We start from the raw sequence: 24,115 nt of genomic DNA on the forward strand, positions 1-24,115 counted from the left end.
CATCACCGGTCCAGCAGGATCAGGGTCAGGGTCACGAACCACATCAATGCAGCGAGCCCGGAGAGCGAGCCGAGCAGGATGGTCGCCTGCCGCATCGGGCGCTGCGCCTCCTTGCGGATCGTGACCAGGCGCTCATCGAAGCTGCGCAGCGTCGCATCGAAACGGAGCTGGAAGACATCGAGCTCGGCCAGGCGCTGGGAAATATGGTCGGCGCGCGCGGCCTCCGCGGCCTCGTCGCGCTGTACGCCGCTGCCCGCCATGCGCGTCGTCATCTCTTCGAGTTTCTCGACGAGTTCCTTCTGGGCGAGCTGCCCACGCCGGTTGAGCGCGATCAACGCCTCGACGCGATCGAAGAAGCGCGCAAGCGGCACCGCGATCGCAGCCTCGGCTGCGAGCTCGGCCGGCGGCGGCAATCTGAGCTCGAGCTCGACATCCGTGCTCGGAGAGACGCCGACGATGCTCAGTCGGTCGCGGGCTGCGACCAGCGTGTCATCGAGTTCCATCGCAAAGGCATGGCGCCCGTCGCCAATGCCGTTGCGGCGAAGGTCGATGCGGCTCTGGTCGGCGACGGCTTCCATCGCAACCCGCCCATCAAGCTTGAGCCGGACCTTGAGCCGCTCCTCGGGACGGGTTTCATCCCAGATCCAGCCATGCAGGCGGTTGCCGTCGAGGGCATCGACACGGCCATTGAGGCGCGCCGGCACGACATTGGGCAGCCGCTCGGTTCCGTCGGGATCGCGCATGACCGTCATGCCGCCTCCGCGAGTGTGAGCCTGTCGAACAGCGCGAGATGCGCCGTGGTGCATTCAGCGATGGTCGGCTGGGGCCGGATGCCGTCGACGAGGCGATCCCACAGGCCCTTCTCCTCGACCGCGCGCCGCAAGGTGCGGGCAAGCTGGGCTGGATCGCCCGGCCGGACATGCAGCCCGTCGATGCCGTCCCGCACCATCTCGGCCATGCCGCCGATGCCGCTGGCGATGACGGGGCGGCGGTGCTGGAACGCCTCCTGGATGACGAGCGGGGCGTTCTCCCACCAGATCGAGGGCATCACCACCCAATCGATCTCGGCCATCAGCTCCGGCATCTCCTCGCGACGATAGGGACCGCAATGGGTGACCGTGCCGTCCGAGGCCGCGAGCGCCGCCTCGAACTCCGCAACGAAGGCCTCGCTCTGGAACGGTGCCCCGCCATGGATGCGTACTTCGAAGCCGCGCAGGCCCGAGGCGCTGAGCAGCGAGGCTGCCTTGACCAGCTCCACAACGCCCTTCCAGGGATTGACGTTGCCGAAATAGCCGAAGCTGGCACGGGGCCCGCGCTTGGCCCGGTGCGGTGCCGGCTCGTGAGCCGGGCGCGCGTTCTCGATGATGTCGATGCGGTCGCCCGCCAGCCCCCAGTCGACATAGCGCTGGCGCAGGAAGCGGCTCGGCGCGACGAACTGATCGACCGCTGCGAGATGGGTCTTCAGGAAGCGCTCGCGCAGCAGGAAGCGGTCGGAGCCGATTCCGGGAAAGCAGCCCCGGCAGCGTGTCGGAGAGGCTGCGGTGCAGCGCTCCTTGTCGGTCGGCCGCACCATCAGCCCGTCATTATGGCAGATCGGGTAATAGTCATGCAGCGTCATCACGATCTTCACCGCCGGCAGGAGGCGCCGCGCCAGCGTCAGGAACTCGGCCCCGATCAGCACGAGATGGTGGATGTGAATCACATCCGGCCGGTATTCCTGGAGCAGGCCGGCGAGATCCTGAAGGGTGCCGTAGTGATCGATCTGGCTGAGATAGAAGCGGTCGAAATGGCCACTCCACAGCAGGACATCGCCATCGGTTCCGGTAGCCTGCAAGGCCGTGCCGGGATGCGCCTCACGGTGGATCGCGTTGGTTGCGCCGAGGAAGAGCACGTCGCAGCCCTGCTCGCGGTAACCGCCGGCGAGGTCGTGAGCCAGAATCTCGGTGCCGCCGGGATGCAGGTCGGGATGGTTATGAGCGACGACGAGGATGCGGCGGCTCATCGGCTGCGCTCCGGCTTGGTCGCGATCAACACGTCCTGGTAGTGCGGTGCGTTGATGCCGCGCCAATGGCCGCGTCCAAGGCTCTCGACGAACAGCCCGGCAGCTTGCGTCTGCGCGATCAGGAACTCCTCCTCGATGCCGGCGGCAGCGAGCGGCGCCTCCTCGATCGCGTACCAGCCCGGCCCATCGCGCCAGCGCTTGAATTTCAGGCGCTCCTGCCCCGTCGGCTGCCCGTCAATGGCGAAGGCGGTCAGGAACAGGCGTCCGCCCGGCGCAAGCAGGCGGCAGGCCTCCTTGAGGTAGACCGTCAGTTCCTCCGGCGGCAGATGCGTCGCCACAGAGACCATCGTGATGAAATCGAAGCTCTGGTTCGCGAAGCCGAAAGCGACTTCGGTGCCGGGCAGCGAACCCTGCGGATTGTAGAGGGGATGAGCGATGTCAAGCCGCTGAAAGCGGAAGCGCGGGTAGACCGGCGTGATCGTCTGGGCACACCAGAGGATGCCATCCATCACGGGGTCGACGCCGTCATAGCTCGCTTTCGACGGATCGAGATACTGCGTCAGCGGCACCGCCATGCGGCCGATGCCGCAGCCGATGTCGAAGACCCGCTCCGTCGGCTTCAGGCGGCCGATCCGGACGTAATGGCCCAGGAATTCCGCGCCGATCTCGCGGTAGTCGCCGTCACCGACAAAAATGTTCTCGGCCGGGGGATGCGGCAGGAAGCGATTGGTACGGATATGGTCGAGCAGCCAGTCGAATTCCTTGCCGGGGGGGCTGAGGATCGTGCCCGGGCTGGGCTCTATGGGACGCAGTGCCAGGGTCGCCGTCATGCAGCGCTTGCCCTCCTGAGGACGGTACGGGGAAGAATTTCGGCGTCGCGCGCGGGCGCGGCCTTGCGCGGCAGAGCCGATTCATCGGCCATCAGCGCTTCGATCTGGGCGTCCCAGCGGCCCGTCTGCAGCCAGGCATTGTGCTGCGAGGCAACGCCGCGGGTGTAATCCAGGCTCTTGGAGATCGACTGGCGCTCGAGATGGTAGAGCGCGACGGACGGCACATATTTGATACCGAAGCCGGCCTGCCGGATCTTCAGGCAGAGGTCGCTATCCTCGTAGTCGCCGATGACATAGCTGTCGTCGAAGCCACCGACCTCGTTGAAGAGCGCACGCGGCAGCACGATGCAGGCACCGGTGACGCCGGGTACGAGCCGCTCGACATTGGCGGGCCGATAGCTGCCCGGCATGCCCTTGAAGTAATGATGGTTGAGCCAGACGCCGTGACGGTCCCGCTTGAAAAGGAGGCCGGCATGCTGCAGCGAGCCGTCGTCATAGAGCAGTTTCGGCCCGACTGCGCCGACACGCCCGCGCCGGTCGAGCTTGCGCGCCAGCGCGGGMAGCCAGCCGGCCTCGCTCGGGATCACATCCGAATTGACCATGGCGAGCACATCGCCACGCGCCGCCTCGGCCCCGGCATTGCAGGCGGCCGAGAAACCGCCATTGCGGCCCATCACCACGAGCTGGATCGGCAGGCCATAGGCAAGGTGCAGGCCGCCGAGCAGATGCGCGACCTCAGCCTCATGCTCGGGGGAATCGAGCACATAGATCAGCTCGGCCTTCTCGACGAACCAGGGATCGGCCGCAAAGGCTGACACCTGGATCCGCAGAAAGTCATAGACCCGGTAGAGCGGGACCACGACCGAGACACTCGGCCGATCCGGCAAGGAGCCGATCGTCCGCACACGTGGCTCCGGCAGGCTGTCGCGCAGCGCGGACTGGCACGCGGCAAGCACGGGAGCGAGGCTCTGCTGCAGGATTTCAGCCGTAAGATGCTGCGGCGGGATCGAGGCCAGGGCCCGGGCGCGGATGGTCGCAATGTCGGCGGGCTGCGTCGCCGGGCGCAGGAAAAGCGTGGTACCCGATCGCAGCTTCAGCTCGCAGCGCGGCTGCAGGACCGGAGCGCCGCAGGCATAGTCGGGCACGAGACCGAGGAAGCCGGTCACGGCCCGGTTGTCGCCGCCGGGCTCTGCCATCACGGCCGGGAACCGCGCGATCCGGTCACCGATCGGGCTCGGCGCGCCGGTGCTGCGGTGAATGAGGATCTGATCGAGCAAGCCGTCCAGATCGCGGTACCACCCCCCGAGCAGCAGGCCGGCAGAGGTCGAGACGGCGAGATCGAGCTCGGCCGAGGGCAGGTCGTCGTGACGACGGACGCTCTGGACCGGCAAGGGCAGTCGCCTCTGCATCTCGATCGCGAGCAGGCGCCCCTGTTCGGACTGGCCGGCCAGTTGCTCGACGAGCCAGCTGCGCAGATCGTCGCGCTCACTGGCCTTCCCGGCCCACCAGCGGCCAAGCGTCGGCGCCGTGGCGCGCTCGGGAAGGGCCCGGACGATCAACCCGACATCGCTTTGCAGGACGAGCAGCCCCGCTCCGCGCGGCTGGGGCTCATCAAGGACTAGGTGCAGCGAGCGGCGGGCACTCCGGTCAGGTTTGCCGAGCCTCGGATTCGCAGCGATACGCGTCAGGCTTGCGGGGCCGAGCCAGTATGCCACCTTGATCGCGTCGAGGCGCCCGGGCACCGAGGATTCAAGAAGGATCTTACCGTCGGGCAGCGCAGCGACCGGCAACACAGGCGTCGGTTTGCGGGAAAGTGCGAGCAGGAACTGGCGCAAGAAGGCGAGATAGGCGGTCGTCTCCCGCAGGTTGAACAGGGTTGGCCAGGTCGCGATCAGGGCGTTTGCCAGGGCAATCCTCGCGGCCGGCGTCAGCTCGCGCAGAATCTCGGGCGCCTCCGCCATTGCATGCACGAATTCGGGATCGAAGGAGACGGCCTGATCCGGACCGAGATTGCCACCGGACAAGGTCGCGACGATCTCGTCATGGCCGGAATGCCGGAAGACAGAGACGATCCGGGTGCGCCCGTCGCCTAGACCCAGCGTCAGCGAGGCGGAGGAAACGCGCCGCTCCCGGCTTGCCAGCGATACGACCTGCCGATCAGCGAGCGGTCCGTCGAGGCTCCAGCTCAGCAGGAACACGGAACCACAGAGCCGCAGCAACTCGGGATTGGAGTTTTGGTCTCCGACCAACTGGGTCGTCGTGATCGTCAACATGGCTCAACTTCCGACGTGTCAGGGTGCGACGCCGGCCGGGAGTAGCCGGCGTCGCGAGGTCGTTACGCGACGGTGAAGTAGGAGTTCGGATCGCTCTGGACGTCCTCGGCGGTGACGCCGACGAGAGTGAGCGAATCGCCGTTGCCGAGATCGACAACCGCATTGCCGTTGACCGTCGTCGTCCGCGCGGCGAGGTCGTCTGCCGAGGTAACGCCGGTGCCGTTGATGTCGGAGGCGATCTGCAACATGTCGTGACCGGCATCGAAATCGAGCACGAGATCGTTGCCGCCGCCCCCTTCGAAGACGAAGACGTCGTTGCCGGCACCGCCGGACAGGATGTCGTTGCCCTCCCCGCCGAAGAGCAGGTCGTCGCCCGAACCACCCTGGAGGATGTCGTTACCCTCGCCGCCCATCAGGACATCGTTGCCCGAGCCGCCCTGGAGCAGGTCGTTGCCGAGACCACCCTCGAGCACGTCATTGCCGGAGCCGCCCTGGAGGATATCGTTCCCTTCGCCACCGATGAGAACGTCGTTGCCGGAGTCGCCCTGCAGCAGGTCGTTCCCCTCGCCACCCATGAGCACGTCATCCCCCTGGCCGCCGGAGAGCAGATCATTGCCCTCGTCGCCGGAAAGGACATCGTCGCCTTGACCACCGAAGAGGATATCGCGCCCCTCGCCACCGAAGATGACGTCATCGCCTTGGTCGCCGAAGAGGACATCGTCGCCGTCTTCGCCGAACAGGACGTCTGCTCCATGGCCGCCCTTGACGACGTCGTCGCCGGCACCGGCATGAATCACATCGCTGAACCGTGTCCCGATCAAGAAGTCGTCGAACGCGCTGCCTTCTATCGTGGCCATAGTCACCTCCTGGAAATGAACTGAGGCGCCCCGAGGGTCTCGGCGCGCATTCGCCAAAACACCTCGCAAAACGGCGCCGCCCCAATGACGATCAGATGACTCGTCATTGCTCAACGGAGCTAAGCCTACCGAATATGTGCGATGCAGCAAGAGATTTGTTGTGACAATATTATGGCGCGAAAAGATTTACTGGCGTTAATTCTCTAATTGCCAGACGTTATACATTGAATGAATTTCAAAATTCGAAATATAAATCGAAACGTATTCTTACTTTGCTGAATTCACTGCGAAAATTCGCACCGACCGCCCCTGTTCAGTCCTCCCGGAATGCCCGGTTGAAGCTCTCGGCGAAGGGGGCCAGCAGATAGTCCACGGCGCGCCGCGAGCCGTTCACGATCAGGACCTCTGCGGCCATGCCGGCATGAAGGGTGACCTTGTTCTGGGCGAGACTCTCTGGCGTGATCTCGGCCCGGACAATGAAATAGGCGACGCCGGACTTCTCATCGACAAGCTGGTCGGCAGCGACATAGGTCACCTTCGAGATCAGCGGCGGCATCAGCCGCGCATTGAAGGCGGTCAGCCGCACCCGCGTCTCGGCACCGAGCTTAACCGAGTCGATGTCGCGCGGATCGACCTTGGCCTCGACGATCAGGGGCTCGCGCTCGGGCACGATGTCGAGAATGGCCTCCCCGGCGGCAATCGCACTTCCGGCGGTCCGCGCCCGGATATTGGCGACGATACCCTCCTGCGGGGACATGACCACGAGGCGGCGCAGCACGTCCTCAGCCTGGACGATGCGCTCGACCACCTCGGACAAGGCGAGCTGGCTATCCTGCAGATCCTTGGCGATCTCGTTCTGCCGTTCGAGGCCGAGCGAGGTGATCTCGAGCTGCGCGCCTGCGACCGCCTGCTCCGCCTTGGCCTTGCGGGCCGCGGCCTCGCCACTGCGTCCGGCAAGCTCGCTCTGCTTGGTCTGGAGTTCGACAAGCTGGCTGCGCTTGGCATAGCGCTTCTCGTAGAGGTCCCCGACCACGCGGACCTCCTCGTCGATCAGGCTACGCTGAAAGCGCGTCGCCTCGATCTGGGCCTGAAGCGCCTCGGTCTCGGCCTGATGCTGCTCGATGACACGCTTCTGGATGCTGATGCGCCCGTCATAGACCTGGGTGCGCGCCTGGAAGAGCTTGCGTTCCGCTCTGATCACCTCCTGCGCAATCGGCGTTCCGGCCATCTTGAGATCAGTGGGAAAGTCGATCTCCGTCGCGTTGTTCTGCTCGGCGCGCAGCCGGGCCAGCCTGGCCTCGAAGCCGACGCGCTTGCCGTGGAGCTGCTGCAGCTCGGCGCGGGCACGTGCATCCTCGAGCCTCAGCAGGGGCTCATCCTTGACGACGCGGTCCCCTTCAAGCTTGAGCAGCATCTTCAGGACGCCGCCTTCGAGATGGCTGACGGTCTTGCGCTTGCTGTCGACCACGACGGTACCGACCGCGACGGCGGCATTGTCGAGCCTTGCCGTCACCGCCCAGGCCCCGAAGCCGCCGAAGCCGATCGCGATCGCGCTGACACCGGCCAGCACGAGATTGCGCAGCGAGGGCATCCGCTCCTCCGGCTCCTCGACGGGAGTGACCGGAATGAGCGCGCGGCTCGTGCTCATGGGGGCTGGGAGCTTGCTCATGCCGTCACCTCGCGGGGCTTGCTCATGCCGGTCTGCGACTTGGGTTCGATCTCGACGAGGCCACCAGGCGTGATCATGCCGGCGATCGCGGAACGCGGTCCGAACTGGGCGATCCTGCCCTCGCGCAGCACCAGGATCTTGTCGACGATCTGCATCACCGAGGGGCGATGCGCGATCAGGATGACCATGGCACCGCCCTCGCGCGCGGCATTGATGGCGCGAATCAGGCTCTGTTCGCCTTCCGCATCAAGATTGGCATTGGGCTCGTCCAGCACCAGCAGGCGCGGCGCGCCGTATAGCGCCCGGGCAAGGCCGATACGCTGGCGCTGGCCGCCCGAGAGCTTGAAGTCGCCGTCATTGACGTTCGTGTCGTAGCCGAGCGGCATGCGCCCGATCAGCTCATGCACGCCGGCAGTCCGAGCGGCCTCGAGAATGGCCTGCGGCTCCGGAATGCGCATCCGGGCGATATTGTCGGCGATGGTACCGTTCAGCAGCGAGACCGATTGCGGCAGATAGCCCACCATGGCGCCGAAGGAGGCGCGCTCCCAGAGATAGACATTGTGACCGTCGAGATAGACGCCGCCGACATTCGGCTTCAGAACCCCGACGAGCAGCCGCGCCAGAGTCGATTTGCCGGCTCCGGACGGGCCGACGATGCCGAGCACTTCGCCCGGCGACAATGAGAACGAGACACTCTTGATGACGGTCTGCTCTGCCCCGGTCGGAGCGTAGACGACGCGGTCGATCACCAGATCGCCCTGGGTCGGTGGATTGGCGGTGGTCTGGCGCCGTGACGAGCCGAGCAGCAGCAGATCGCGCACGCGCTTCCACGCGGCGGCCGCGAGCACCCATTGCCGCCAGTCGGAGATCATCGAATCGAAAGGCGCCAGCAGGCGGCCGAGCAGGATGCTCGCCGCCATCAGCGTGCCCACCGAGACTTCGTTCTTGATGATCAGCGTGGCACCGGTCGCATAGATCGCGAGCTGCATCGTCATGCGCGACGCGCGGGTCACCGCTGCAATCAGCTTGCCGCGGCGCGTGCCGAGATCGAGCAGCTCGATCATCGCCACCTGTTTGCCGCGCCAGCGCCTGGCCAAAGCCGGCAGCATACCCATGGCCTCGATCGTCTCGGCGTGGCGCAGGCTGGCGCCGACATCGTTGATGCTGGCGACGCCTTCTTCGTTGGCCTCCTTCAGCACACGGCGCGTCAGCACGTCGGAGAGCACGCCGAGCATCAGCAAGATGATCAGCGAGATCGCGCCGACGAGCCCATAAACCGGGTGGAAGGCAAAGAGCACGGCAAGGAAGATCGGCGACCAGGCCGCCTCGAGCGGCGTMGCGATGGCCGAGCTCGCGATGAAATAGCGGATATCGTTCAGGTCGCGAATCGCCTGGGTGGCCTGGGCCGAGCCCTGTTCGAGCGAAGCACTGACCGCCGCTTCCAGCGCCGGCAGATTGAGGCGCCGGGCGAAGCCGCTTGCCATGGTCTGGAAGGTCAGGGAGCGAATGAACTCGATGGCACCATAGAGAACGAGACCAGCGATCGCGATCACCAGCAGCATGGTGAGCGTGTCGAAGCTGCGGCTGACGATGACGCGGTCCTGCACCTGCACCATGAACATCGGCACTGTCAGCAGCAGGATGTTGACGCAGAAACTCAGGAAGGCCGCATAGGCAAGGCCACCGGCAAAGGAGCGCTGCAGTTCACGGATCAAACCATCGGGCGCCGAAGCTGCGACCTTCATTCATATCTCCGTTGCAGAGGGGTCCGGATCGGCCAGGGTGACGGCCAACCATCAACCACAAAATATCGCTAGAAGGGGACACGATCGATTACTAGCATGTTGCGCTAGGAGTGTCGTTATGATGACAGACTAAGAATCGAATATCTTCGATTATTAAAGAGGAATATGGCCAAAAAACGCAATACTTTGAATTTTGAAACAGTTTATACATATCAAAAAATTGCTACAATCTTAGTTTCCACATATCGTCGATGGCATGTGCTTTGCGTATAGGCTATTCCACTCCAGAAGGGGTTTTCTTCGGGCGGGGTGCCCATTTTCAAACCAGGCGGAGTAGAGAATGCATTCGAAACCGCAATACGGCGCCCAGTTCCTGGGTGCCGCAGTCAACGGCCAGCCCGGCCGACCAGAGCGGAGAACTGATTCGGACAATGGAATTTCGAGGAACACCGTCACCCAGCTCGACCTCGCCCGCCTGATCGACAGGGTCCACCGGCGTTTTCTCGACTATCTGCGCCTGGAGTTGACCCGGCTGGGCGTCGATGATGTTTCGCCCTCGCAGGTGATGGTGCTGCTGACGATCGGCACTGGGGAGATCGCGGTGCGCGACCTGCTCGACCGTGGCTATTATCTCGGCTCGAACGCCTCCTATAACCTCAAGCAGCTGGTCGAGAGCGGCTACCTCGAGCGCGGCGCCTCGCCGCGTGACCGGCGGCTAGCCCGAATCTCGCTGTCTCCCAAGGGCCAGCTTCTGGTCGAGCGCCTCAAGCAGCTCGATGAGAGCAATCAGTTCGGCCCGAGCCAGGATCTCGATGTCGAACCGGACATGCGGACGGCCTACGACACCTTGCGGCGTCTCGAGCAACTCTGGAGCGACGCCCTGCGCTATGGAGGGGTTCTGCTGGCGTCATGCGCGTCTTATTCGTTCATCGTTCAGGATCTGGTCAATTCGCTCACCTGATCGGGCGCCTCCTCGGCGACGGCGCCGAGGTGACGCTGGTTACGGAACATGCGGAAGCCGTCCGTCCCGGGCTGCGCCAGATTCTCTACACCGTCAGCGGACCCGTAACGGCGAGCCCCAGCCTCGCCGCGACGGAATATCACGTCAGGACAGGCGAAGCCGTGGCCTCCGTCCTACGGCGACTGCCGCGCAATGAACGACCCGACGTCATCATCGGTCATACCGGCTGGGGTGGGCTGCTCTTCGCGAAGGACGCGCTGCCAGCCACGCCGGTGATCGGCTATTGCGAGTACTATTACAACGATCGGGACTCGGATTTCGATTTCGAACCCGCGGACGAAGCGACGGACGCGGAGCGCATGCGGCTGAGAATGCGCAATGCCGCGCAACTCCTCACTCTGCAGGCCATCGACGCCGCCTATACCCCGACGCGCTGGCAGCACCGGCAATACCCTGCCAGCATCCGCGACCGGATCGCGATCTGCCATGACGGCATCGATACGCAGCTATGCCGGCCGAATGCGGAGGCCAGTTTCACGCTGCCCGATGGCGAGGTGATTCGCGCCGGCGACAAGATCGTCACCTTCGCCGCCCGTGACCTTGATCCCTATCGCGGCTATCCGCAATTCATGCGCGCCGCCGCGCTGGTCGCGCAGGCAAGACCCGATGCCCGCTTCATTGTCGTCGGCGGGGATGGCGCAGGTTATGGCCGGCCGCGTCCGGATGGGCAGCTCTGGCGAGATGCGATGCTGCAGGAAACCCGGCTTGGCGAGCGCCTCGTTCACATTTCCTGGCTGGCACATCAGGAGCTTCGGCGACTGTTCCAGGTCTCCGCGGTTCATGTCTATCTGACTGTGCCCTTCGTGCTCTCCTGGTCCCTGCTGGAAGCGATGGCCTGCGGCTGTCTGGTCGTCGGCTCACGCACACCGCCGGTCCAGGAGGTGATTACCGACCGCCGCAACGGGCTGCTCGCTCCGTTTCACGACGTGCCGGCCCTGGCAGCCACGATCGTGCAGGCACTCGAACGGCGGGGCGAGCTCGAGGGCCTGCGCTGCGCGGCACGGGCGACAGTGCAGGCGAGATTCGAACTGGAAAGCTGCCTCGACCGACATATGCGCCTGATCGAGAGAGTGGCGGCACAGGGCGATCCCACGGGGACGGAGATGCCCTGGGTCGAGGCCGGCTGAAGCCGCGCTATTGCACCATTTGATCAGGGCCGCGCTGGAAGGTCATGGCCTCGGTGATCAGGCGTCCGCGCCGCATCGGCTTCACGCCGGCCTCCTGCCAGCCATCGGCCATCATCAGCCGCGCCACCATCCTGTGAATGCGCTTGAGATGGGTAGCGGGATCGCAGGATAACCAAGTTCCGCAGGTTTCTTCGATGAGTGTGACCAAAGGCTCGAGAGGAGGATCCCCCTGCTCGGCTGCGTATTGCAGGGCCGCATAGCCGGCCGGGGAGGAAATGATCTCCCAGACTTCGAGCGGTTCAGTTCCCCTCATCATGGTTGCCGGCCTTTCCGTCTGCCCGGCAGAACCGGACCTATTACTACCGCGAGTAGAAAATCCTGCGTCCGGCCGCCATCGGATGCAGAATGCAGAACTATACTACCGTTTCATTGAGGAAGGAAAGTGCCGGGCGTCGTTCCGCGAGCTCTTGGGCCGACGAATCCGGAGGGAATGGACCGCCGCGGGCGCGTCGTCCGCGGCATCAGGCCGCCGTCACAGCCGCGCAACAGCACCAAACTCCCCGGAAGCGAGGCCGTGCCGCATCTCGAGGCGTAATGCGTCAGCCCACCTGCCTCGTCTCTTGGCATGCCTCCCAGAGGCGGCCGCCGATCACGATCCCCGCCGCCGTCAGGCGCTCGGCCCCCTGCAGGATCGCGCCGGTCGAATCGACATAGTCGAAGGCCCCGGCCTCAAGCGACAGGATCGAGATGTCGGCGATCGCCCCAGGGGCAAGCGTGCCCAGCTCCGGACGCTCGATCGCCTGCGCTGCATTGACCGTCGTGCGCCTGATCACCTCGTCCAGCGGCATGCCGAGGCAGAGAAACTTTGACATCGTCGTCGTCAGATCAAAGGCCGGCCCCTCGATGCACAAGGCATGGACGTCGCTGGAGATCGTGTCCGGAGCAAAGCCGTTGGCGAGCATGGTGCGGGCGACGTCGAAGGAGAACGAGCCCATGCCATGGCCGATATCGAAGATGATGCCGCGCTCGCGCGCCTCACTGACGGCCGGCAGCACGCCGCCATCGCGCGTCACGGGCGAGTTCGGGAACGGCCGGAAGCAATGGGTCAGCACATCGCCGGGGCGCATCAGGGCGAGCACCTGATCGAGCGTCGGAGGCGGGTGATCGATATGCACCATCATGCGCATGTCGAGCCGCTCCGCCGTCTGGCGCGCGATTTCGAGCGGGACGAGACCGGCAGTACCTGACGCGTGATGGCCGACGCGCACCTTCAGACCGGCGAGCACATCGCGATTGGCCTCGGCGACCGCGAGGGTGTCGATCGGCGCCAGCAGGCGCTGGTCACCACCCTCGCCGACCATGATGGTCTTCGAGAACGCATAGATGCCGGCAAAGGAGATGTTGAGATAGGCAACGATTCGCACGGGGCAGGTGTCGATGACATGCCGGCGGAAGCCATCGAAATTTCCGGCACCGGCACTGCCGGTATCGACGAGCGTGGTGCAGCCGCGACGCGCGAGGATCAGCGGGTCGACACCCAGCGACGTCCCGCCCCAATAGACATGAGTGTGCAGGTCGATCAGGCCGGGCGTGACGATCCTGCTGGAAACATCGTGGATCTGCGGAGCGTCCAGGCGCGGCGCCAGGGCTGCAATGCGTCCGTCCGCGACACCGACATCAAGAACCGCATCGATGCCCTGGCCGGGGTCGACAACCCGCCCGCCGCGCAGAACCAGATCGAGAGAGGACATTGGTTACCCCTGGGTCATATGGAATTTAATTACAGAGCCAGATAGAAATATCAATCACTTCGGCGCAAATTCATCCTTATATTGCTATGCAGCATGAAATTTGGCGATTGACAGATGCCGTTTGCGTAATAAATTTTCACCACCCTCACAATAGGCAACGCGAACGGCAGGGAGAGGCCAATGCGGAACCGCGATCACAATCAGAATTCTGTCACCCGGCGCGGACTGGGCGTCCTGGCAGCGGCCCTTGGCGCCTCGGCTGCGCTGATGCCGATGGCGGCCATGGCGCAGAGCGCATCCAGCGCCAATCTCGCCATGGTCGGCGAGCCGCAGTCGCTCGATCCGATGGCGTCGACCGCAGATCTGGTCGGAACGATCATGCAGCACGTCTACGAGCCGCTGTTCACCTTCGATGCGAACTGGGCGACGCAGCCGATGCTGGCGGCAGCACTGCCGACGGTGTCCGCGGACGGCAAGACCTACACGATCGAGCTGCGCAAGGGCGTGAAGCTGCATAACGGCCGGGACCTCGATTCCGAGGACGTCGTCGCCTCGCTGAAGCGCTGGCTCGAGATGACGCCGCGCGGCAAGGGGCTGGCTAAGAGCATCGCGAGTCTGACCGCCAAGGGCCCGTCGACCGTCGAGATCCAGCTTAGCAAGGTCGAGCCGGCGCTGCTCGCCCATCTGGCGCTGCCCTCCGGCTTCGCCGCGATCATGGCAAAGGAATCGATCGCCACCCCGCTGACCGAATTCGTCGGCACCGGCCCCTACAAGTTCCGCGAGCGCAAGCCGGACCAGTTCGTCGTGCTGGTGAAGCATGATGGCTACGCCTCGCGCAGCGAGCCCGCCTCGGGCTATGCCGGCAAGCGCGAAGCCAAGATCGACGAACTGCGCTTCATCCCGGTGCCGAGCGCCAATACCCGCGTCGAAGGCGCCATCGCCGGCCAGTATCAATTCGCCGACCAGCTGCCGGTCGAGAGCTACAAGAAGGTCTCAGCCGCGAGCGGCACGCGCCCCGTGCTGACCATGCCCTTCGGCTTCCCTTATTTCCCGACCAACACCAAGCAGGGGCCGATGGCCGACCTGAAGGTCCGTCAGGCCTTCCAGATGGCCCTCGACCTCGAAGAGGTGATGATGGCCGGCTTCGGCGAGCCGAAATTCTTCGCACTGGCGGCCGAGCATTTCCCGAAGGGCTCGCCGTTCTATTCGGAGGCCGGCAAGGACAAGTACAGCAAGCCGGACGTCGCCGGCGCCAAGAAGCTGCTGGCCGAGGCCAAATATGACGGAGCGCCGATCCGTATCCTCAACTCGAAGCAGTATGATTTCCATCACCGCATGGCGCTGGTGATGGCCGAACAACTCAAAGCCGCCGGCTTCAAGGTCCAGCTCGATGTCGTTGACTGGGCCACCCTGGTCCAGCGTCGCGGCGACCCGGCGCTGTGGGACATCTACATCACCCACTCGGCCTTCCTCCCCGAACCGATGTTGTCTCCACCGCAACTCGGCGAAGGCGCTCCGGGCTGGTGGTCGAGCCCGGCCAAGGAGGCTGCGCTCAGCGCCTTCAACAACGAGCCCGACCCGGCGAAGCGCGGCGCGCTCTGGGGCAAGGTCCAGCAGGTCGTCTATGACGAGGTGCCCTATATCCGCGCCGGCAACTTCGCCGCACTGGCGGGCGCCTCGCCGAAGCTGTCCGGCTATGCGGCAATGCCGTGGCCGTCCTTCTGGAACGTCGCTCTCGCCAAGTAAGGCGCAAGCTTGATGTGGCGGGGTGCGTTCGCGCGCCCCGCCACAGTCGTATCCGCTTCCCGCGAAAGGAGCGCATCCGGTGCTCGCACATATCGGACGTCGCCTCGCCGGCCTGCTGCTGGTCCTCTTCCTCGTTGCCGCGCTGGTCTTCTTCCTGACTCGGCTGGCGCCCGGCGACCCCGCGGCCCTGATGCTCGGCGACCAGRCGACGCCGGAGGATGTGGCACGCCTGCGCGAGACTTACGGGCTCGACAAGCCGCTCCTGCTGCAATTCGTGCTCTGGCTGAAGGAATGCGCGACCGGCAATCTCGGCCAGTCGATCTTCCTGCAGCAGCCTGTGATCCAGGCGCTGCTGCAACGCGCCGAGCCGACCTTCTTCCTCGCGATGTTCTCGCTCGCCATTGCCGCGGCGATCGGCATCCCGGCCGGCATCGCCTCCGCGGTCTGGCGCGGCCGCCCGATCGACCAGGCGGTGAGCGGGCTCGCCATGCTCGCGGCCAATATCCCGAGCTTCTGGCTCGGCCTGATCTTCATCCAGCTCTTTGCCGTGCGTTTCGGCTGGTTCCCCGTCGCTGGCTATGGCGCGCCCGACGCCTCCTTCTTCGAGCGGCTCCAGCACCTGTTTCTGCCATCCGCCGTGCTCGGCGTCGTCAACTCCGCCCTCATCACGCGCTTCACCCGCGCCAGCATGCTCGATGTGCTCGATGCCGATTTCGTGCGGACGGCACGGGCGAAGGGCATCTCGGAACTGCGCGTGGTGCTGCGCCACGCCTTCGGCAATGCGCTCGTCCCGATCATCACCGTGCTCGGCCTGACGCTTGCCCTGCTGATCGGCGGCGCGATCGTGACCGAGACCGTGTTCGGCCTGCCCGGCGTCGGCAATCTCGTCGTGTCGGCGGTGCTGCGCCGCGATTATCCCGTGATCCAGGGCGCGCTTCTGGCGGTCGCGGCGATCTACGCACTGATCAACCTGGCGATCGATGTGATCTACACCCTCGTCGACCCACGGGTGCGCCAATGAGTTCCGCCGTGACCTCAGCTCCGACACTTCTGTTCTTGCGCCGGCTCTTCCGCCGCAAGCTGGTGCTGCTCGCAGCCGTGATCCTCGTGATTGCCTTCGCACTCGCCCTGCTGGCGCCCTGGCTCTCGCCGTTCGATCCTGCCTCGATGCGCATGGCAAGGCGCTTGCGCCCGCCCGGCGAGGTGAACTGGTTCGGTACGGATGAGCTCGGCCGCGACGTCTTCTCCCGGGTGATCTGGGGAGCGCGCGCCTCACTGGGAATCGGGCTTGCCGTCGTCGTGATCTCGATCTCGATCGGGGCCGCGCTCGGCCTCGTCGCCGGCTATTTCAAGCGCGCCGACGCCGTGATCATGCGCCTGGTCGATGCGCTGATGTCGCTGCCCGACATCCTGCTCGCCATCTTCCTCGTCGCGGTGCTCGGCGCCTCCGCGGGCAATGTCGTGCTGGCGCTCGCCATCGTCTACACGCCGCGCGTCGTCCGCGTGATCCGCGCCTCGACGCTGGTGGTGCGGGAACTGCCCTTCGTCGAGGCGGCACGCGCACTCGGCGTCTCGATCTGGCGCATCCTCTTCGTGCATGTGCTGCTCAACGTCGCCTCGCCCCTCCTGGTGCAGGCGACCTTCATCTTCGCCTATGCGGTCCTTGCCGAAGCCGGGCTGTCCTTCCTCGGCGCGGGTGTGCCGCCGGAGACGCCGACCTGGGGCACGATGATCGCGTCGGGCCAGCAATATGCCGAGGACGCATTCTGGGTCGTCGGATTTCCCGGTGTCGCGATCGTGCTGGTCGCGCTCTCGCTGCAGATCGTCGGCGATGGCCTGCGCGACATGCTCGACCCCAAGCTCAGAAAGGCGCTGTGAGATGACCGCGCCCCTTCTCGCCATCGAAGATCTCGCCGTTTCCTTCCGCACCGAAGAAGGTGAGGTGACGCCGGTGCGCGGCGTCTCACTGCGGATCTCGGAGAACGAAACCGTCGCGGTGGTTGGCGAGTCCGGCTCCGGCAAGTCAGTGACGAGTTTCGCCACCATGGGCCTGCTGCCACGCCCGTCGGGGCGGGTCTCGCAGGGCCGCATCCTGTTCCGTCGCCGTTCCGGCGATACGATCGACCTCGCCACCGCGCCCCGGGCCACCATGCAGGCGCTGCGCGGCGCCGAGATCGCGATGATCTTCCAGGAGCCGATGACCAGCCTGAACCCCGTGCTGACCGTCGGCGAGCAGATCGCCGAGGCGGTGCGGCTGCATCTCGGCTATGACCGGCGCAAGGCCTGGGCGCACGCCGTCGAGATGCTTGGCCTCGTCGAAATCCCCGATGCGGCGCGCCGCGCCTCGGACTATCCGCATCACATGTCGGGCGGCATGCGTCAGCGCGTCATGATCGCGCTGGCGCTCTCCTGCCGGCCGGCCCTGCTGATCGCCGACGAGCCGACCACGGCGCTCGACGTCACGATCCAGGCGCAGGTGCTGACGCTGCTTGACCGGCTGCGGCGCGAGCTTGGAATGGGCGTGCTCTTCATCACCCATAATCTCGGCGTCGTCGCCGAGATCGCCGACCGCGTGACGGTGATGTATGCGGGCGAGGTGGTCGAAAGCGCGCCGGTTCGGGACCTCTTCAACGCACCGCGCCACCCCTATACGCGCGCCCTGCTGGAGTGCATGCCGTCGCGCGCAATCCAGGACTCAAGCGGTCGGCGCGTCGTGCGCTCGATCCCGGGGCAGGTTTCGCGCGTCGAGCGCGGTTGCGCCTTTGCGCCGCGCTGCGCTGATGCAACGCCTGCCTGCTCCATCGAGGCCCCCATGCTGGAGAATGATGCGGGGCGGCAGACACGCTGCCTGCGCTGGAGGGAACTTGCATGAGCACGGAACCGCTCCTCACGATTGCAGGCCTTTCCAAGAGCTTTGGCAAGGCACCCCACCTGGTGCGCGCCGTCAACGACGTCAGCTTCTCGCTGGCGCGCGGCGAAGCGCTCGGGCTGGTCGGCGAATCCGGATCGGGCAAGAGCACGATCGGCCGGCTTGCGCTGCGCCTGATCGATGCGTCGGCAGGTCAGATCCGTTTCGAAGGACAGGACATCACGGCAGCGCCGGAACGCCGGTTGAGGCTGTTCCGTCGCCAGGCGCAGATGGTGTTCCAGGACCCCTATGCCAGCCTCAATCCGCGGCTGCGCGTCAGCAGCATCGTCGGCGAGGCGCTCGATGCCCATGGCCTTGCGCGCGGGGCGGCACGCAAGGCGCGGATCGCCGAACTGCTCGAACTCGTCGGCCTTCCCGCCGCACATATGGAGCGCTACCCCCATGAGTTCTCCGGCGGTCAGCGGCAACGCATCGGCATCGCGCGGGCTCTCGCCGTCGAACCGAGACTGATCATCGCCGACGAGCCGGTCTCGGCCCTCGATGTCTCGGTGCAGGCACAGGTGCTGAACCTGATGCAGGACCTGCGGCGGCGGCTCGGCCTGGCGATGCTGTTCATCTCGCATGACCTCGATGTCGTCGAGCTGATGTGTGACCGGATCGCCGTGCTCTATCTCGGCCGCATCATGGAGATCGGCTCGACGGAGCAGGTCGCCCGCCATCCGCGCCATCCCTATACGCGGGCGCTGATCGCCGCATCGCCGAGGCCTGACCCGGACGCGCCGCCGCGCGAGCGCATGCTGACCGGCGACATCCCGTCTCCGCTCGCTCCGCCCTCGGGCTGCGTTTTCCGCACCCGCTGCCTGCACGCGACGGAGCGTTGCGCCAAGGAGGCTCCGGTCTTGCGCGGGACGGGATCGGAACATCAGTTTGCCTGTCATTTCGATATCAGCCACAGTCCGAGCGCATGACAGACATCGTCCCTGCTGACGCAGCCGGCCGCCCCAGCGGCCCCGACGATTCGATTGGCGCCTCCGACATCATGAGCTCCATCAGGCAGGGGCTCGGCGCGATGTCCGAGAGCCAGCAGAGGGTGGCGCGCCTGTTCCTCGACGAAGTCGAATGGGTGGTGAAGGCGAATGTCGAGGATATCGCGGCGCGCGCCGGGGTCAGCGCGCCGACAATCGTACGCTTCGCCCGGCTGGTCGGTTGCCAGGGCCTGAGGGACCTCAAGCTGAAGCTCGCCGGAGCGGTGGCGCTCGGCGCGCCGTTCCTGCACCGTTCCGTGCGGATGGGGGAGACCGCGAGCGACGTGCTGCGCAACGTCACGGGCAGCATCACGACCGTGCTCGCCGAATGGCAACGCCGCATCGATCCGCTCGATCTCGATCGCGCCGCGGCTGCGATCAGCAAGGCAAGGCGGATCGATTGCCTCGGCACCGGCGCGACATCGCATTTCCTGGCGCAGGATCTGCAGGCGCGGCTGTTCCGCCTCGGCCTGAACGCCAATGCCTTTTCCGATGCGCATTTTCAGCTCGTCGCAGCGGCAACGCTGACCTCGGAGGATGTGCTGGTCGCGATCTCCTTCGTCGGCCGCATGCCGGCACTGCTGCGCGCCGTCGAGGTCGGCAAGGCCCGTGGTGCGACGATCATCGCGCTGGCCCAGGGCGGAACGCCGCTTGCGCAGCTTGCCGACGTCGCGCTGCCGCTGGATGTTCCGCACGACACCGCAATGCTGGTCGGGACGGATGCCTATGTGGTCCAGCTCATCGCCATCGAAGTGCTGATGATCCTTGTCGGCCTGCGTCAGGGCCCGCAGCTGATCGGCCGCATGAACGATGTTCAGCACGTCCTGCGCCATTACAGCGTCGACCGTGAAGACCCGTCGGTGCTGCATGCGGGCTGGCGCCAGATGCTGGACTCCGACCCGAACGCCGATCCAAAGGACTGATCGTGGGGGCCGGTGCGGCTCCGCACAGGCCAACCTCTTCGTGTCCGATCGCGCCACGATGGCGGACAACGCGGGAGACCGGCCCGTCGCGGGACCTCGTTCTCTTCCTGTCGCCGTGCCCATCACCCGTTCAGACGCTGGGCGCGATGACGAAGCCCCGGCCCGGAGCGCCGACGAGCGAGCCATCAACCTCGCTCCGATCGATGTCTTGGACGCCGGCCCCAGGCGGCCCATCGAAGGCATCCGCGGCTAGCGTCTCAATGATGTCGGACGGCCCCGAGACCACGGCCTCCACCGTGCCGTCGGCCCGGTTTCTCACCCAGCCCGCCACGCCTGCAGCGCGTGCGCGCGCACAGAACCACTGCCGATAGCCAACGCCCTGCACGCGGCCCGAGATGATCAGGTGAAGGTTCATGCTCCTTCCCGTCCCTTGGGCACCCGCGAAAACCGCACGCGCACCGCATCGCTCAACGGTCGCTCCCTCGGGCTGGCCATCGCAGCCGGGCGAACGGACATCCCCATACTACCGGACACCCTTCGACGACGCATCCCCGGCAATGCCGATGCGGGCGCGTGACCGACGGCTTGTGCGCCAATCAATCATATGATGATATGATCATACAATGGCGCGCCCCTCCAATTTCCATTCGCATCTGGTCGACCGCCTTGGCCGCATGATCGTCGGAGGCCAGATCGGCAACGACGGCGCATTGCCGCGGGAAGACGAGCTCGCCACCCAATTCGCCGTCAGCCGCACGGTGATCCGCGAAGCGACGAAGACCCTTCAGGCGCTCGGGCTGATCACGACGGGGCCCCGCGTAGGCTCGCGCATCCAGCCGATGTCATCGTGGCGGCTGCTCGACCCTCAGGTGATGGACTGGATCACCGATGCCGGCATGGCGAGCGGGTTCGAACGCGATCTTCTCGAACTGCGCAACATGATCGAGCCCGCGGCAGCAGCCTTCGCCGCCGAGCGCGGCACGCCCGCTCAGATCGGCGCCGTCGCGGCGGCGCTGGAAGGGATGGCCGACGCTCCGGGCAAAGCGGAACACGAGGCGGCGGATTTTCGCTTCCATGAGGCGATTCTGGAGGCGTCCGGGAACAGTCTTCTGCTCCAGCTCAAGCCGATCCTGCACGCCGTGCTGAAAGCCTCGTTCCGGTTGTCGATGCACGACCACGAGCGGGCCCAGGCGTCCGTTGCGATCCACCGCCATGTCGCATCAGCGATCACCGCGCGCAGGCCCGAGCAGGCTCGCGAGAGCATGATCGCGCTTCTGAAAGTGGCCCAGGCCGATATCGACCTCGCCCCCGGACGGACGACCTCCGTCGCGGAAAGGAGCGAGGGAACAAGAAACTCACAGGAAACGCACCATGCTCGCAAAAGCCGAAAGATGGATCCTACGAGGGCTTGAGGCTGTCCTGGTCATCCTGCTCGCCGGGATGGTCGTGATGGTCTTCGGCAATGTCGTCCTGCGCTATGCCTTCAACTCCGGCCTCGATCTGTCCGAGGAGCTGTCGCGCTATTTCTTCGTCTGGCTGACCTATATCGGCGCCGTCGTGGTGATGCGCGAAAACGGGCATCTCGGCGTCGACACGCTGGTTGGCGCGCTTGGCCGCCAAGGCCGTTTGATCTGCATGATCATCAGCGACGCCTTCATCCTGGCCTGCTGCGTGATGCTGCTCGACGGAACTTGGAAGCAGCACGAGATCAACGCCACCGCGGTCGCGCCGGTCACCGGGCTGAGCATGGGCTATGTCTATGGTGTGCTGTACTTCGCCGGGATTGGCATCGGCTTCATCACGCTTGCCCGGCTCGTTCGCGCCCTGACGGGAAAACTCGGCGAATTCGAACTGGCCGAGTTTGCCGGCGACTACAGCGGCAATCCTTCACATGACCTGAAGGGCCACCTCGAATGACGATCACCATCTTCCTCCTCTCGCTCTGCGGGGCGATGGCGCTCGGCATGCCGATCGCGTTTGCGCTGATCGTCTGCGCGGTCGCGTTGATGCTCTGGCTCGGCGTCTTCGACACCCAGATCATCGCCCAGAACATGATCATCGGCGCGGATTCGTTCCAGCTCCTGGCGATCCCGTTCTTCCTGCTCGCCGGCGAGCTGATGAATGCCGGCGGCCTGTCCAAGCGCATCGTCAACTTCGCGCTCTCGCTGGTCGGCCATCTCCATGGCGGCCTAGGTTACGTCGCGATCTTCGCCTCCATCATCATGGCCTCGCTGTCAGGCTCTGCTGCGGCCGATACCGCTGCGCTCGCCTCGATCCTGCTGCCGATGATGCGCCAGGCCGGCTACGATACCGGTCGCTCGGCCGGCCTGATCGCATCCGGCGGCATCATCGCCCCGATCATCCCGCCTTCGATCGGCTTCATCGTCTTCGGCGTCGCCGCCAATCTCTCGATCACCAAGCTCTTTCTCGCGGGTGTCTTTCCCGGGCTGCTCATTGGCCTGTCGCTGGTGATCGCCTGGTTCATCGTCTGCCGCCACGACAAGATCACGGTCCTGCCGCGGCGCAGCGGCGCCGAGCGTTTGAAGGCGACCTGGGACGGTTCGCTTGCCCTGCTGATGCCGCTCGCAATCCTCGGCGGCATCCGCTTCGGCATCGTCACGCCGACCGAAGCGGCCGTGGTCGCGACCGTCTACGCGCTCGTCGTCGGCATGTTCGTCTATCGCGAGCTCAAGCCGCGCGACCTCTACAAGGTGGCGTTGACCGCCGCCAAGACGACGAGCGCAGTCATGCTGCTGGTCGCCGCGGCCGTCGTCTCGGCCTGGCTCATCACCCAGGCCAATATCCCGGCCGAGCTGTCGAGCGTGCTCGAGCCGTTCATGGACAACAAGACGGTCCTGATGATCGTCATCATGCTGCTGGTCATGGTCGTCGGCACTGCGCTCGACTTCACACCGACAGTGCTGATCCTGACACCGGTATTGATGCCGGTGATCAAGCAGGCGGGCATCGACCCGATCTATTTCGGCGTGCTCTTCATCATCAACAACGCCATCGGCCTGATCACGCCGCCGGTCGGTATCGTGCTCAACGTGGTCTGTGGCGTGGCCCGCATCCCGATGTCTCTGGTGATCCGCGGCGTCTGGCCATTCCTCGTCGCCCAGACCGTCGCGATGTTCCTGCTGATCCTGTTCCCGCAGCTCGTGACCGTTCCGCTTGCCTGGCTGAGCGGCCGCTAATCCAAAAACCAAGGCAATCAAGGAGAAAGCCCATGCTGAGCTCACGTCTCGTCTCCATCCTCGCCGGCGTCGCGCTTGCGGCGCTTGCAGGGTCCGCCCAGGCGCAGATCAAGGAACGCAATATCCGCGTTTCCAACGGCATCAACGAGGACCACCCGGTCGGCAACGGCGTCGCCAAGATGCGCGCCTGCATGACTGAAAAGTCCGGCGGCAAGCTGAAGCTCCAGGGTTTCTGGGGCGGCGCGCTCGGCGGCGACCTGCAGGCGACGCAGGCGCTGCGTGCCGGCACGCAGGAGATGGTGATCACCTCCTCCTCGCCGCTGGTCGGCATCATGCCTGCGCTCGGCGTCTTCGACCTGCCCTTCCTCTTCACCAACGAGAAGGAAGCCGATGCAGTCCTCGACGGAGCCTTCGGCAAGTACATCTCCGACAAGCTTCCCGCCTTCGGCGTCGTCAACCTCTCCTACTGGGAAAACGGCTTCCGCAACCTGACCAACTCGAAGCGCGCCGTCTCCAAGGCTGAAGAGCTCACCGGTCTCAAGGTCCGCGTGATGCAGAACAACATCTTCCTCGACAGCTTCAAGAGCATGGGCGCCAATGCCACGCCGATGGCGTTCGGCGAGGTTTTCGCGGCGCTCGAGACGCACGCGATCGACGGCCAGGAGAACCCGCTCGTCACCATCGACACCTCGAAGCTCTACGAGGTGCAGAAGTACCTGACGATGACACGCCACGCCTATACCCCGTTCCTGGTGCTCTATTCCAAGAAGCTCTGGGACCAGCTCTCCAGCGAAGAACAGGCGATCCTGAACGAGTGCTCGACCGTCGGCCGCGATGAGGAGCGCCGCGTCTCGCGCACGCTCAACGACACGTCGATGGCGAACCTGAAGAAGCAGGGCATGCAGGTTTCGGACGTCTCGGCCGACGAACTGACCAAGATGCGCGAGGCCACCGCGGCCGTTTATCAGCGCCACGAGGCCTCGATCGGCAAGGAGACGATCGACCGCCTCAAGGCCGATCTCGCCAAGATCCGCGGCACCAACTGAACAGGAGAGCCCCGGAGCCGCACGACAGCTCCGG

22 protein-coding genes are annotated in these 24,115 nt (G+C 65.3%); 12 read left to right on the plus strand and 10 right to left on the minus strand.

The features are described from left to right. Window positions 1-2: 2 nt before the first annotated feature. The 7 genes from AC1DIO_RS11865 to AC1DIO_RS11895 all read right to left on the minus strand — a co-directional run bounded on the left by AC1DIO_RS11865 (window position 3) and on the right by AC1DIO_RS11895 (window position 9,376). On the minus strand, window positions 3-752 hold the full coding sequence (locus AC1DIO_RS11865; RefSeq protein WP_476853434.1) for a hypothetical protein: 750 nt from the start codon (window positions 750-752) through the stop codon (window positions 3-5). Continuing rightward, complete coding sequence (locus AC1DIO_RS11870; RefSeq protein WP_441490761.1) at window positions 749-2,002, minus strand: glycosyltransferase family 4 protein; 1,254 nt, start codon at window positions 2,000-2,002, stop codon at window positions 749-751. Before AC1DIO_RS11870 ends, AC1DIO_RS11865 begins: the two co-directional genes overlap by 4 nt. Further along, a complete protein-coding gene (locus tag AC1DIO_RS11875) occupies window positions 1,999-2,832 on the minus strand; it encodes a class I SAM-dependent methyltransferase (RefSeq protein WP_441490760.1) in 834 nt (277 codons plus the stop codon). The genes AC1DIO_RS11870 and AC1DIO_RS11875 overlap by 4 nt, the downstream gene beginning before the upstream one ends. Then, on the minus strand, window positions 2,829-5,105 hold the full coding sequence (locus tag AC1DIO_RS11880) for a glycosyltransferase family 2 protein (RefSeq protein ID WP_441490759.1): 2,277 nt from the start codon (window positions 5,103-5,105) through the stop codon (window positions 2,829-2,831). Before AC1DIO_RS11880 ends, AC1DIO_RS11875 begins: the two co-directional genes overlap by 4 nt. A gap of 62 nt (window positions 5,106-5,167) precedes the next feature. Then, window positions 5,168-5,962: a calcium-binding protein gene (locus tag AC1DIO_RS11885; RefSeq protein WP_113517019.1), complete on the minus strand. Its 795-nt coding sequence runs from the start codon at window positions 5,960-5,962 to the stop codon at window positions 5,168-5,170. A 313-nt stretch (window positions 5,963-6,275) separates the two neighbouring features. After that, on the minus strand, window positions 6,276-7,631 hold the full coding sequence (locus AC1DIO_RS11890) for an HlyD family type I secretion periplasmic adaptor subunit (protein ID WP_476853435.1): 1,356 nt from the start codon (window positions 7,629-7,631) through the stop codon (window positions 6,276-6,278). Then, window positions 7,628-9,376 (minus strand): type I secretion system permease/ATPase, encoded by a 1,749-nt coding sequence (locus AC1DIO_RS11895; protein ID WP_476853436.1) that lies wholly within the window; start codon window positions 9,374-9,376, stop codon window positions 7,628-7,630. Before AC1DIO_RS11895 ends, AC1DIO_RS11890 begins: the two co-directional genes overlap by 4 nt. Before the next feature lie 340 nt (window positions 9,377-9,716). Between AC1DIO_RS11895 and AC1DIO_RS11900 the strand changes: the two genes are divergently transcribed. Together AC1DIO_RS11900 and AC1DIO_RS11905 are read left to right on the plus strand one after the other, a co-directional pair. Beyond that, entirely contained in the window at window positions 9,717-10,337 is a 621-nt protein-coding gene (locus AC1DIO_RS11900; protein ID WP_441506386.1) for a MarR family winged helix-turn-helix transcriptional regulator, read from the plus strand. A 29-nt stretch (window positions 10,338-10,366) separates the two neighbouring features. Beyond that, on the plus strand, window positions 10,367-11,524 hold the full coding sequence (locus tag AC1DIO_RS11905; protein ID WP_476823514.1) for a glycosyltransferase: 1,158 nt from the start codon (window positions 10,367-10,369) through the stop codon (window positions 11,522-11,524). Between the two features lie 7 nt (window positions 11,525-11,531). Here AC1DIO_RS11905 and AC1DIO_RS11910 read toward each other — a convergent pair whose 3' ends face one another. Further along, window positions 11,532-11,840, minus strand: a complete 309-nt coding sequence (locus AC1DIO_RS11910; RefSeq protein ID WP_441490754.1) for a hypothetical protein — start codon at window positions 11,838-11,840, stop codon at window positions 11,532-11,534. Window positions 11,841-12,123: 283 nt separating this feature from the next. Then, window positions 12,124-13,275, minus strand: coding sequence for an amidohydrolase/deacetylase family metallohydrolase (locus AC1DIO_RS11915; protein ID WP_476853437.1), 1,152 nt, complete (start codon window positions 13,273-13,275; stop codon window positions 12,124-12,126). Window positions 13,276-13,455: 180 nt separating this feature from the next. Here AC1DIO_RS11915 and AC1DIO_RS11920 point away from each other — a divergent pair, with 180 nt between their 5' ends. The 6 genes from AC1DIO_RS11920 (at window position 13,456) to AC1DIO_RS11945 (ending at window position 19,838) form a co-directional block, all read left to right on the plus strand. After that, window positions 13,456-15,021 carry an ABC transporter substrate-binding protein gene (locus AC1DIO_RS11920; protein WP_476853438.1) on the plus strand — a complete coding sequence of 522 codons (1,566 nt, stop codon included), beginning with the start codon at window positions 13,456-13,458 and terminating at the stop codon, window positions 15,019-15,021. Window positions 15,022-15,100: 79 nt separating this feature from the next. Beyond that, window positions 15,101-16,042 carry an ABC transporter permease gene (locus tag AC1DIO_RS11925; RefSeq protein ID WP_476853439.1) on the plus strand — a complete coding sequence of 314 codons (942 nt, stop codon included), beginning with the start codon at window positions 15,101-15,103 and terminating at the stop codon, window positions 16,040-16,042. Beyond that, window positions 16,039-16,899: an ABC transporter permease gene (locus AC1DIO_RS11930; protein ID WP_441490751.1), complete on the plus strand. Its 861-nt coding sequence runs from the start codon at window positions 16,039-16,041 to the stop codon at window positions 16,897-16,899. Before AC1DIO_RS11925 ends, AC1DIO_RS11930 begins: the two co-directional genes overlap by 4 nt. Before the next feature lies 1 nt (window position 16,900). After that, window positions 16,901-17,893: an ABC transporter ATP-binding protein gene (locus tag AC1DIO_RS11935; RefSeq protein WP_441490750.1), complete on the plus strand. Its 993-nt coding sequence runs from the start codon at window positions 16,901-16,903 to the stop codon at window positions 17,891-17,893. Continuing rightward, window positions 17,890-18,858, plus strand: coding sequence for an ABC transporter ATP-binding protein (locus AC1DIO_RS11940; RefSeq protein ID WP_441490749.1), 969 nt, complete (start codon window positions 17,890-17,892; stop codon window positions 18,856-18,858). The genes AC1DIO_RS11935 and AC1DIO_RS11940 overlap by 4 nt, the downstream gene beginning before the upstream one ends. 71 nt (window positions 18,859-18,929) lie before the next feature. Beyond that, a complete protein-coding gene (locus AC1DIO_RS11945) occupies window positions 18,930-19,838 on the plus strand; it encodes a MurR/RpiR family transcriptional regulator (protein WP_441490748.1) in 909 nt (302 codons plus the stop codon). A gap of 130 nt (window positions 19,839-19,968) precedes the next feature. Here the strand turns inward: AC1DIO_RS11945 and AC1DIO_RS11950 are convergent, their stop codons facing one another. Further along, complete coding sequence (locus AC1DIO_RS11950; RefSeq protein WP_441490747.1) at window positions 19,969-20,253, minus strand: acylphosphatase; 285 nt, start codon at window positions 20,251-20,253, stop codon at window positions 19,969-19,971. Between the two features lie 208 nt (window positions 20,254-20,461). Between AC1DIO_RS11950 and AC1DIO_RS11955 the strand changes: the two genes are divergently transcribed. Genes AC1DIO_RS11955 through AC1DIO_RS11970 form a run of 4 tightly spaced genes read left to right on the plus strand, consistent with a single transcriptional unit; the run spans window position 20,462 to window position 24,081 of the window. Continuing rightward, window positions 20,462-21,250: a FadR/GntR family transcriptional regulator gene (locus tag AC1DIO_RS11955; protein WP_441490746.1), complete on the plus strand. Its 789-nt coding sequence runs from the start codon at window positions 20,462-20,464 to the stop codon at window positions 21,248-21,250. Next, complete coding sequence (locus AC1DIO_RS11960) at window positions 21,210-21,755, plus strand: TRAP transporter small permease (protein WP_441490745.1); 546 nt, start codon at window positions 21,210-21,212, stop codon at window positions 21,753-21,755. The genes AC1DIO_RS11955 and AC1DIO_RS11960 overlap by 41 nt, the downstream gene beginning before the upstream one ends. After that, window positions 21,752-23,035 carry a TRAP transporter large permease gene (locus AC1DIO_RS11965; RefSeq protein WP_441490744.1) on the plus strand — a complete coding sequence of 428 codons (1,284 nt, stop codon included), beginning with the start codon at window positions 21,752-21,754 and terminating at the stop codon, window positions 23,033-23,035. The genes AC1DIO_RS11960 and AC1DIO_RS11965 overlap by 4 nt, the downstream gene beginning before the upstream one ends. A 32-nt stretch (window positions 23,036-23,067) precedes the next feature. Further along, the gene (locus AC1DIO_RS11970) at window positions 23,068-24,081 is read left to right on the plus strand and encodes a TRAP transporter substrate-binding protein (protein ID WP_441490743.1); all 1,014 of its coding nucleotides are present in this window, start codon (window positions 23,068-23,070) and stop codon (window positions 24,079-24,081) included. The last annotated feature ends 34 nt before the right edge of the window (window positions 24,082-24,115 follow it).

This window comes from Allobosea sp. 05T439 (assembly GCF_056396005.1).

Excerpts from the sequence above, each read along its gene's own strand:
- AC1DIO_RS11865 (WP_476853434.1), bottom strand. The coding sequence starts at position 752 with ATGACGGTCATGCGCGATCCCGACGGAACCGAGCGGCTGCCCAATGTC.
- AC1DIO_RS11870 (WP_441490761.1), bottom strand. The coding sequence starts at position 2,002 with ATGAGCCGCCGCATCCTCGTCGTCGCTCATAACCATCCCGACCTGCAT.
- AC1DIO_RS11875 (WP_441490760.1), bottom strand. The coding sequence starts at position 2,832 with ATGACGGCGACCCTGGCACTGCGTCCCATAGAGCCCAGCCCGGGCACG.
- AC1DIO_RS11885 (WP_113517019.1), bottom strand. The coding sequence starts at position 5,962 with ATGGCCACGATAGAAGGCAGCGCGTTCGACGACTTCTTGATCGGGACA.
- AC1DIO_RS11890 (WP_476853435.1), bottom strand. The coding sequence starts at position 7,631 with ATGAGCAAGCTCCCAGCCCCCATGAGCACGAGCCGCGCGCTCATTCCG.
- AC1DIO_RS11900 (WP_441506386.1), top strand. The coding sequence starts at position 9,717 with ATGCATTCGAAACCGCAATACGGCGCCCAGTTCCTGGGTGCCGCAGTC.
- AC1DIO_RS11910 (WP_441490754.1), bottom strand. The coding sequence starts at position 11,840 with ATGATGAGGGGAACTGAACCGCTCGAAGTCTGGGAGATCATTTCCTCC.
- AC1DIO_RS11915 (WP_476853437.1), bottom strand. The coding sequence starts at position 13,275 with ATGTCCTCTCTCGATCTGGTTCTGCGCGGCGGGCGGGTTGTCGACCCC.
- AC1DIO_RS11920 (WP_476853438.1), top strand. The coding sequence starts at position 13,456 with ATGCGGAACCGCGATCACAATCAGAATTCTGTCACCCGGCGCGGACTG.
- AC1DIO_RS11930 (WP_441490751.1), top strand. The coding sequence starts at position 16,039 with ATGAGTTCCGCCGTGACCTCAGCTCCGACACTTCTGTTCTTGCGCCGG.
- AC1DIO_RS11935 (WP_441490750.1), top strand. The coding sequence starts at position 16,901 with ATGACCGCGCCCCTTCTCGCCATCGAAGATCTCGCCGTTTCCTTCCGC.
- AC1DIO_RS11940 (WP_441490749.1), top strand. The coding sequence starts at position 17,890 with ATGAGCACGGAACCGCTCCTCACGATTGCAGGCCTTTCCAAGAGCTTT.
- AC1DIO_RS11945 (WP_441490748.1), top strand. The coding sequence starts at position 18,930 with ATGAGCTCCATCAGGCAGGGGCTCGGCGCGATGTCCGAGAGCCAGCAG.
- AC1DIO_RS11950 (WP_441490747.1), bottom strand. The coding sequence starts at position 20,253 with ATGAACCTTCACCTGATCATCTCGGGCCGCGTGCAGGGCGTTGGCTAT.
- AC1DIO_RS11955 (WP_441490746.1), top strand. The coding sequence starts at position 20,462 with ATGGCGCGCCCCTCCAATTTCCATTCGCATCTGGTCGACCGCCTTGGC.
- AC1DIO_RS11960 (WP_441490745.1), top strand. The coding sequence starts at position 21,210 with ATGCTCGCAAAAGCCGAAAGATGGATCCTACGAGGGCTTGAGGCTGTC.
- AC1DIO_RS11965 (WP_441490744.1), top strand. The coding sequence starts at position 21,752 with ATGACGATCACCATCTTCCTCCTCTCGCTCTGCGGGGCGATGGCGCTC.
- AC1DIO_RS11970 (WP_441490743.1), top strand. The coding sequence starts at position 23,068 with ATGCTGAGCTCACGTCTCGTCTCCATCCTCGCCGGCGTCGCGCTTGCG.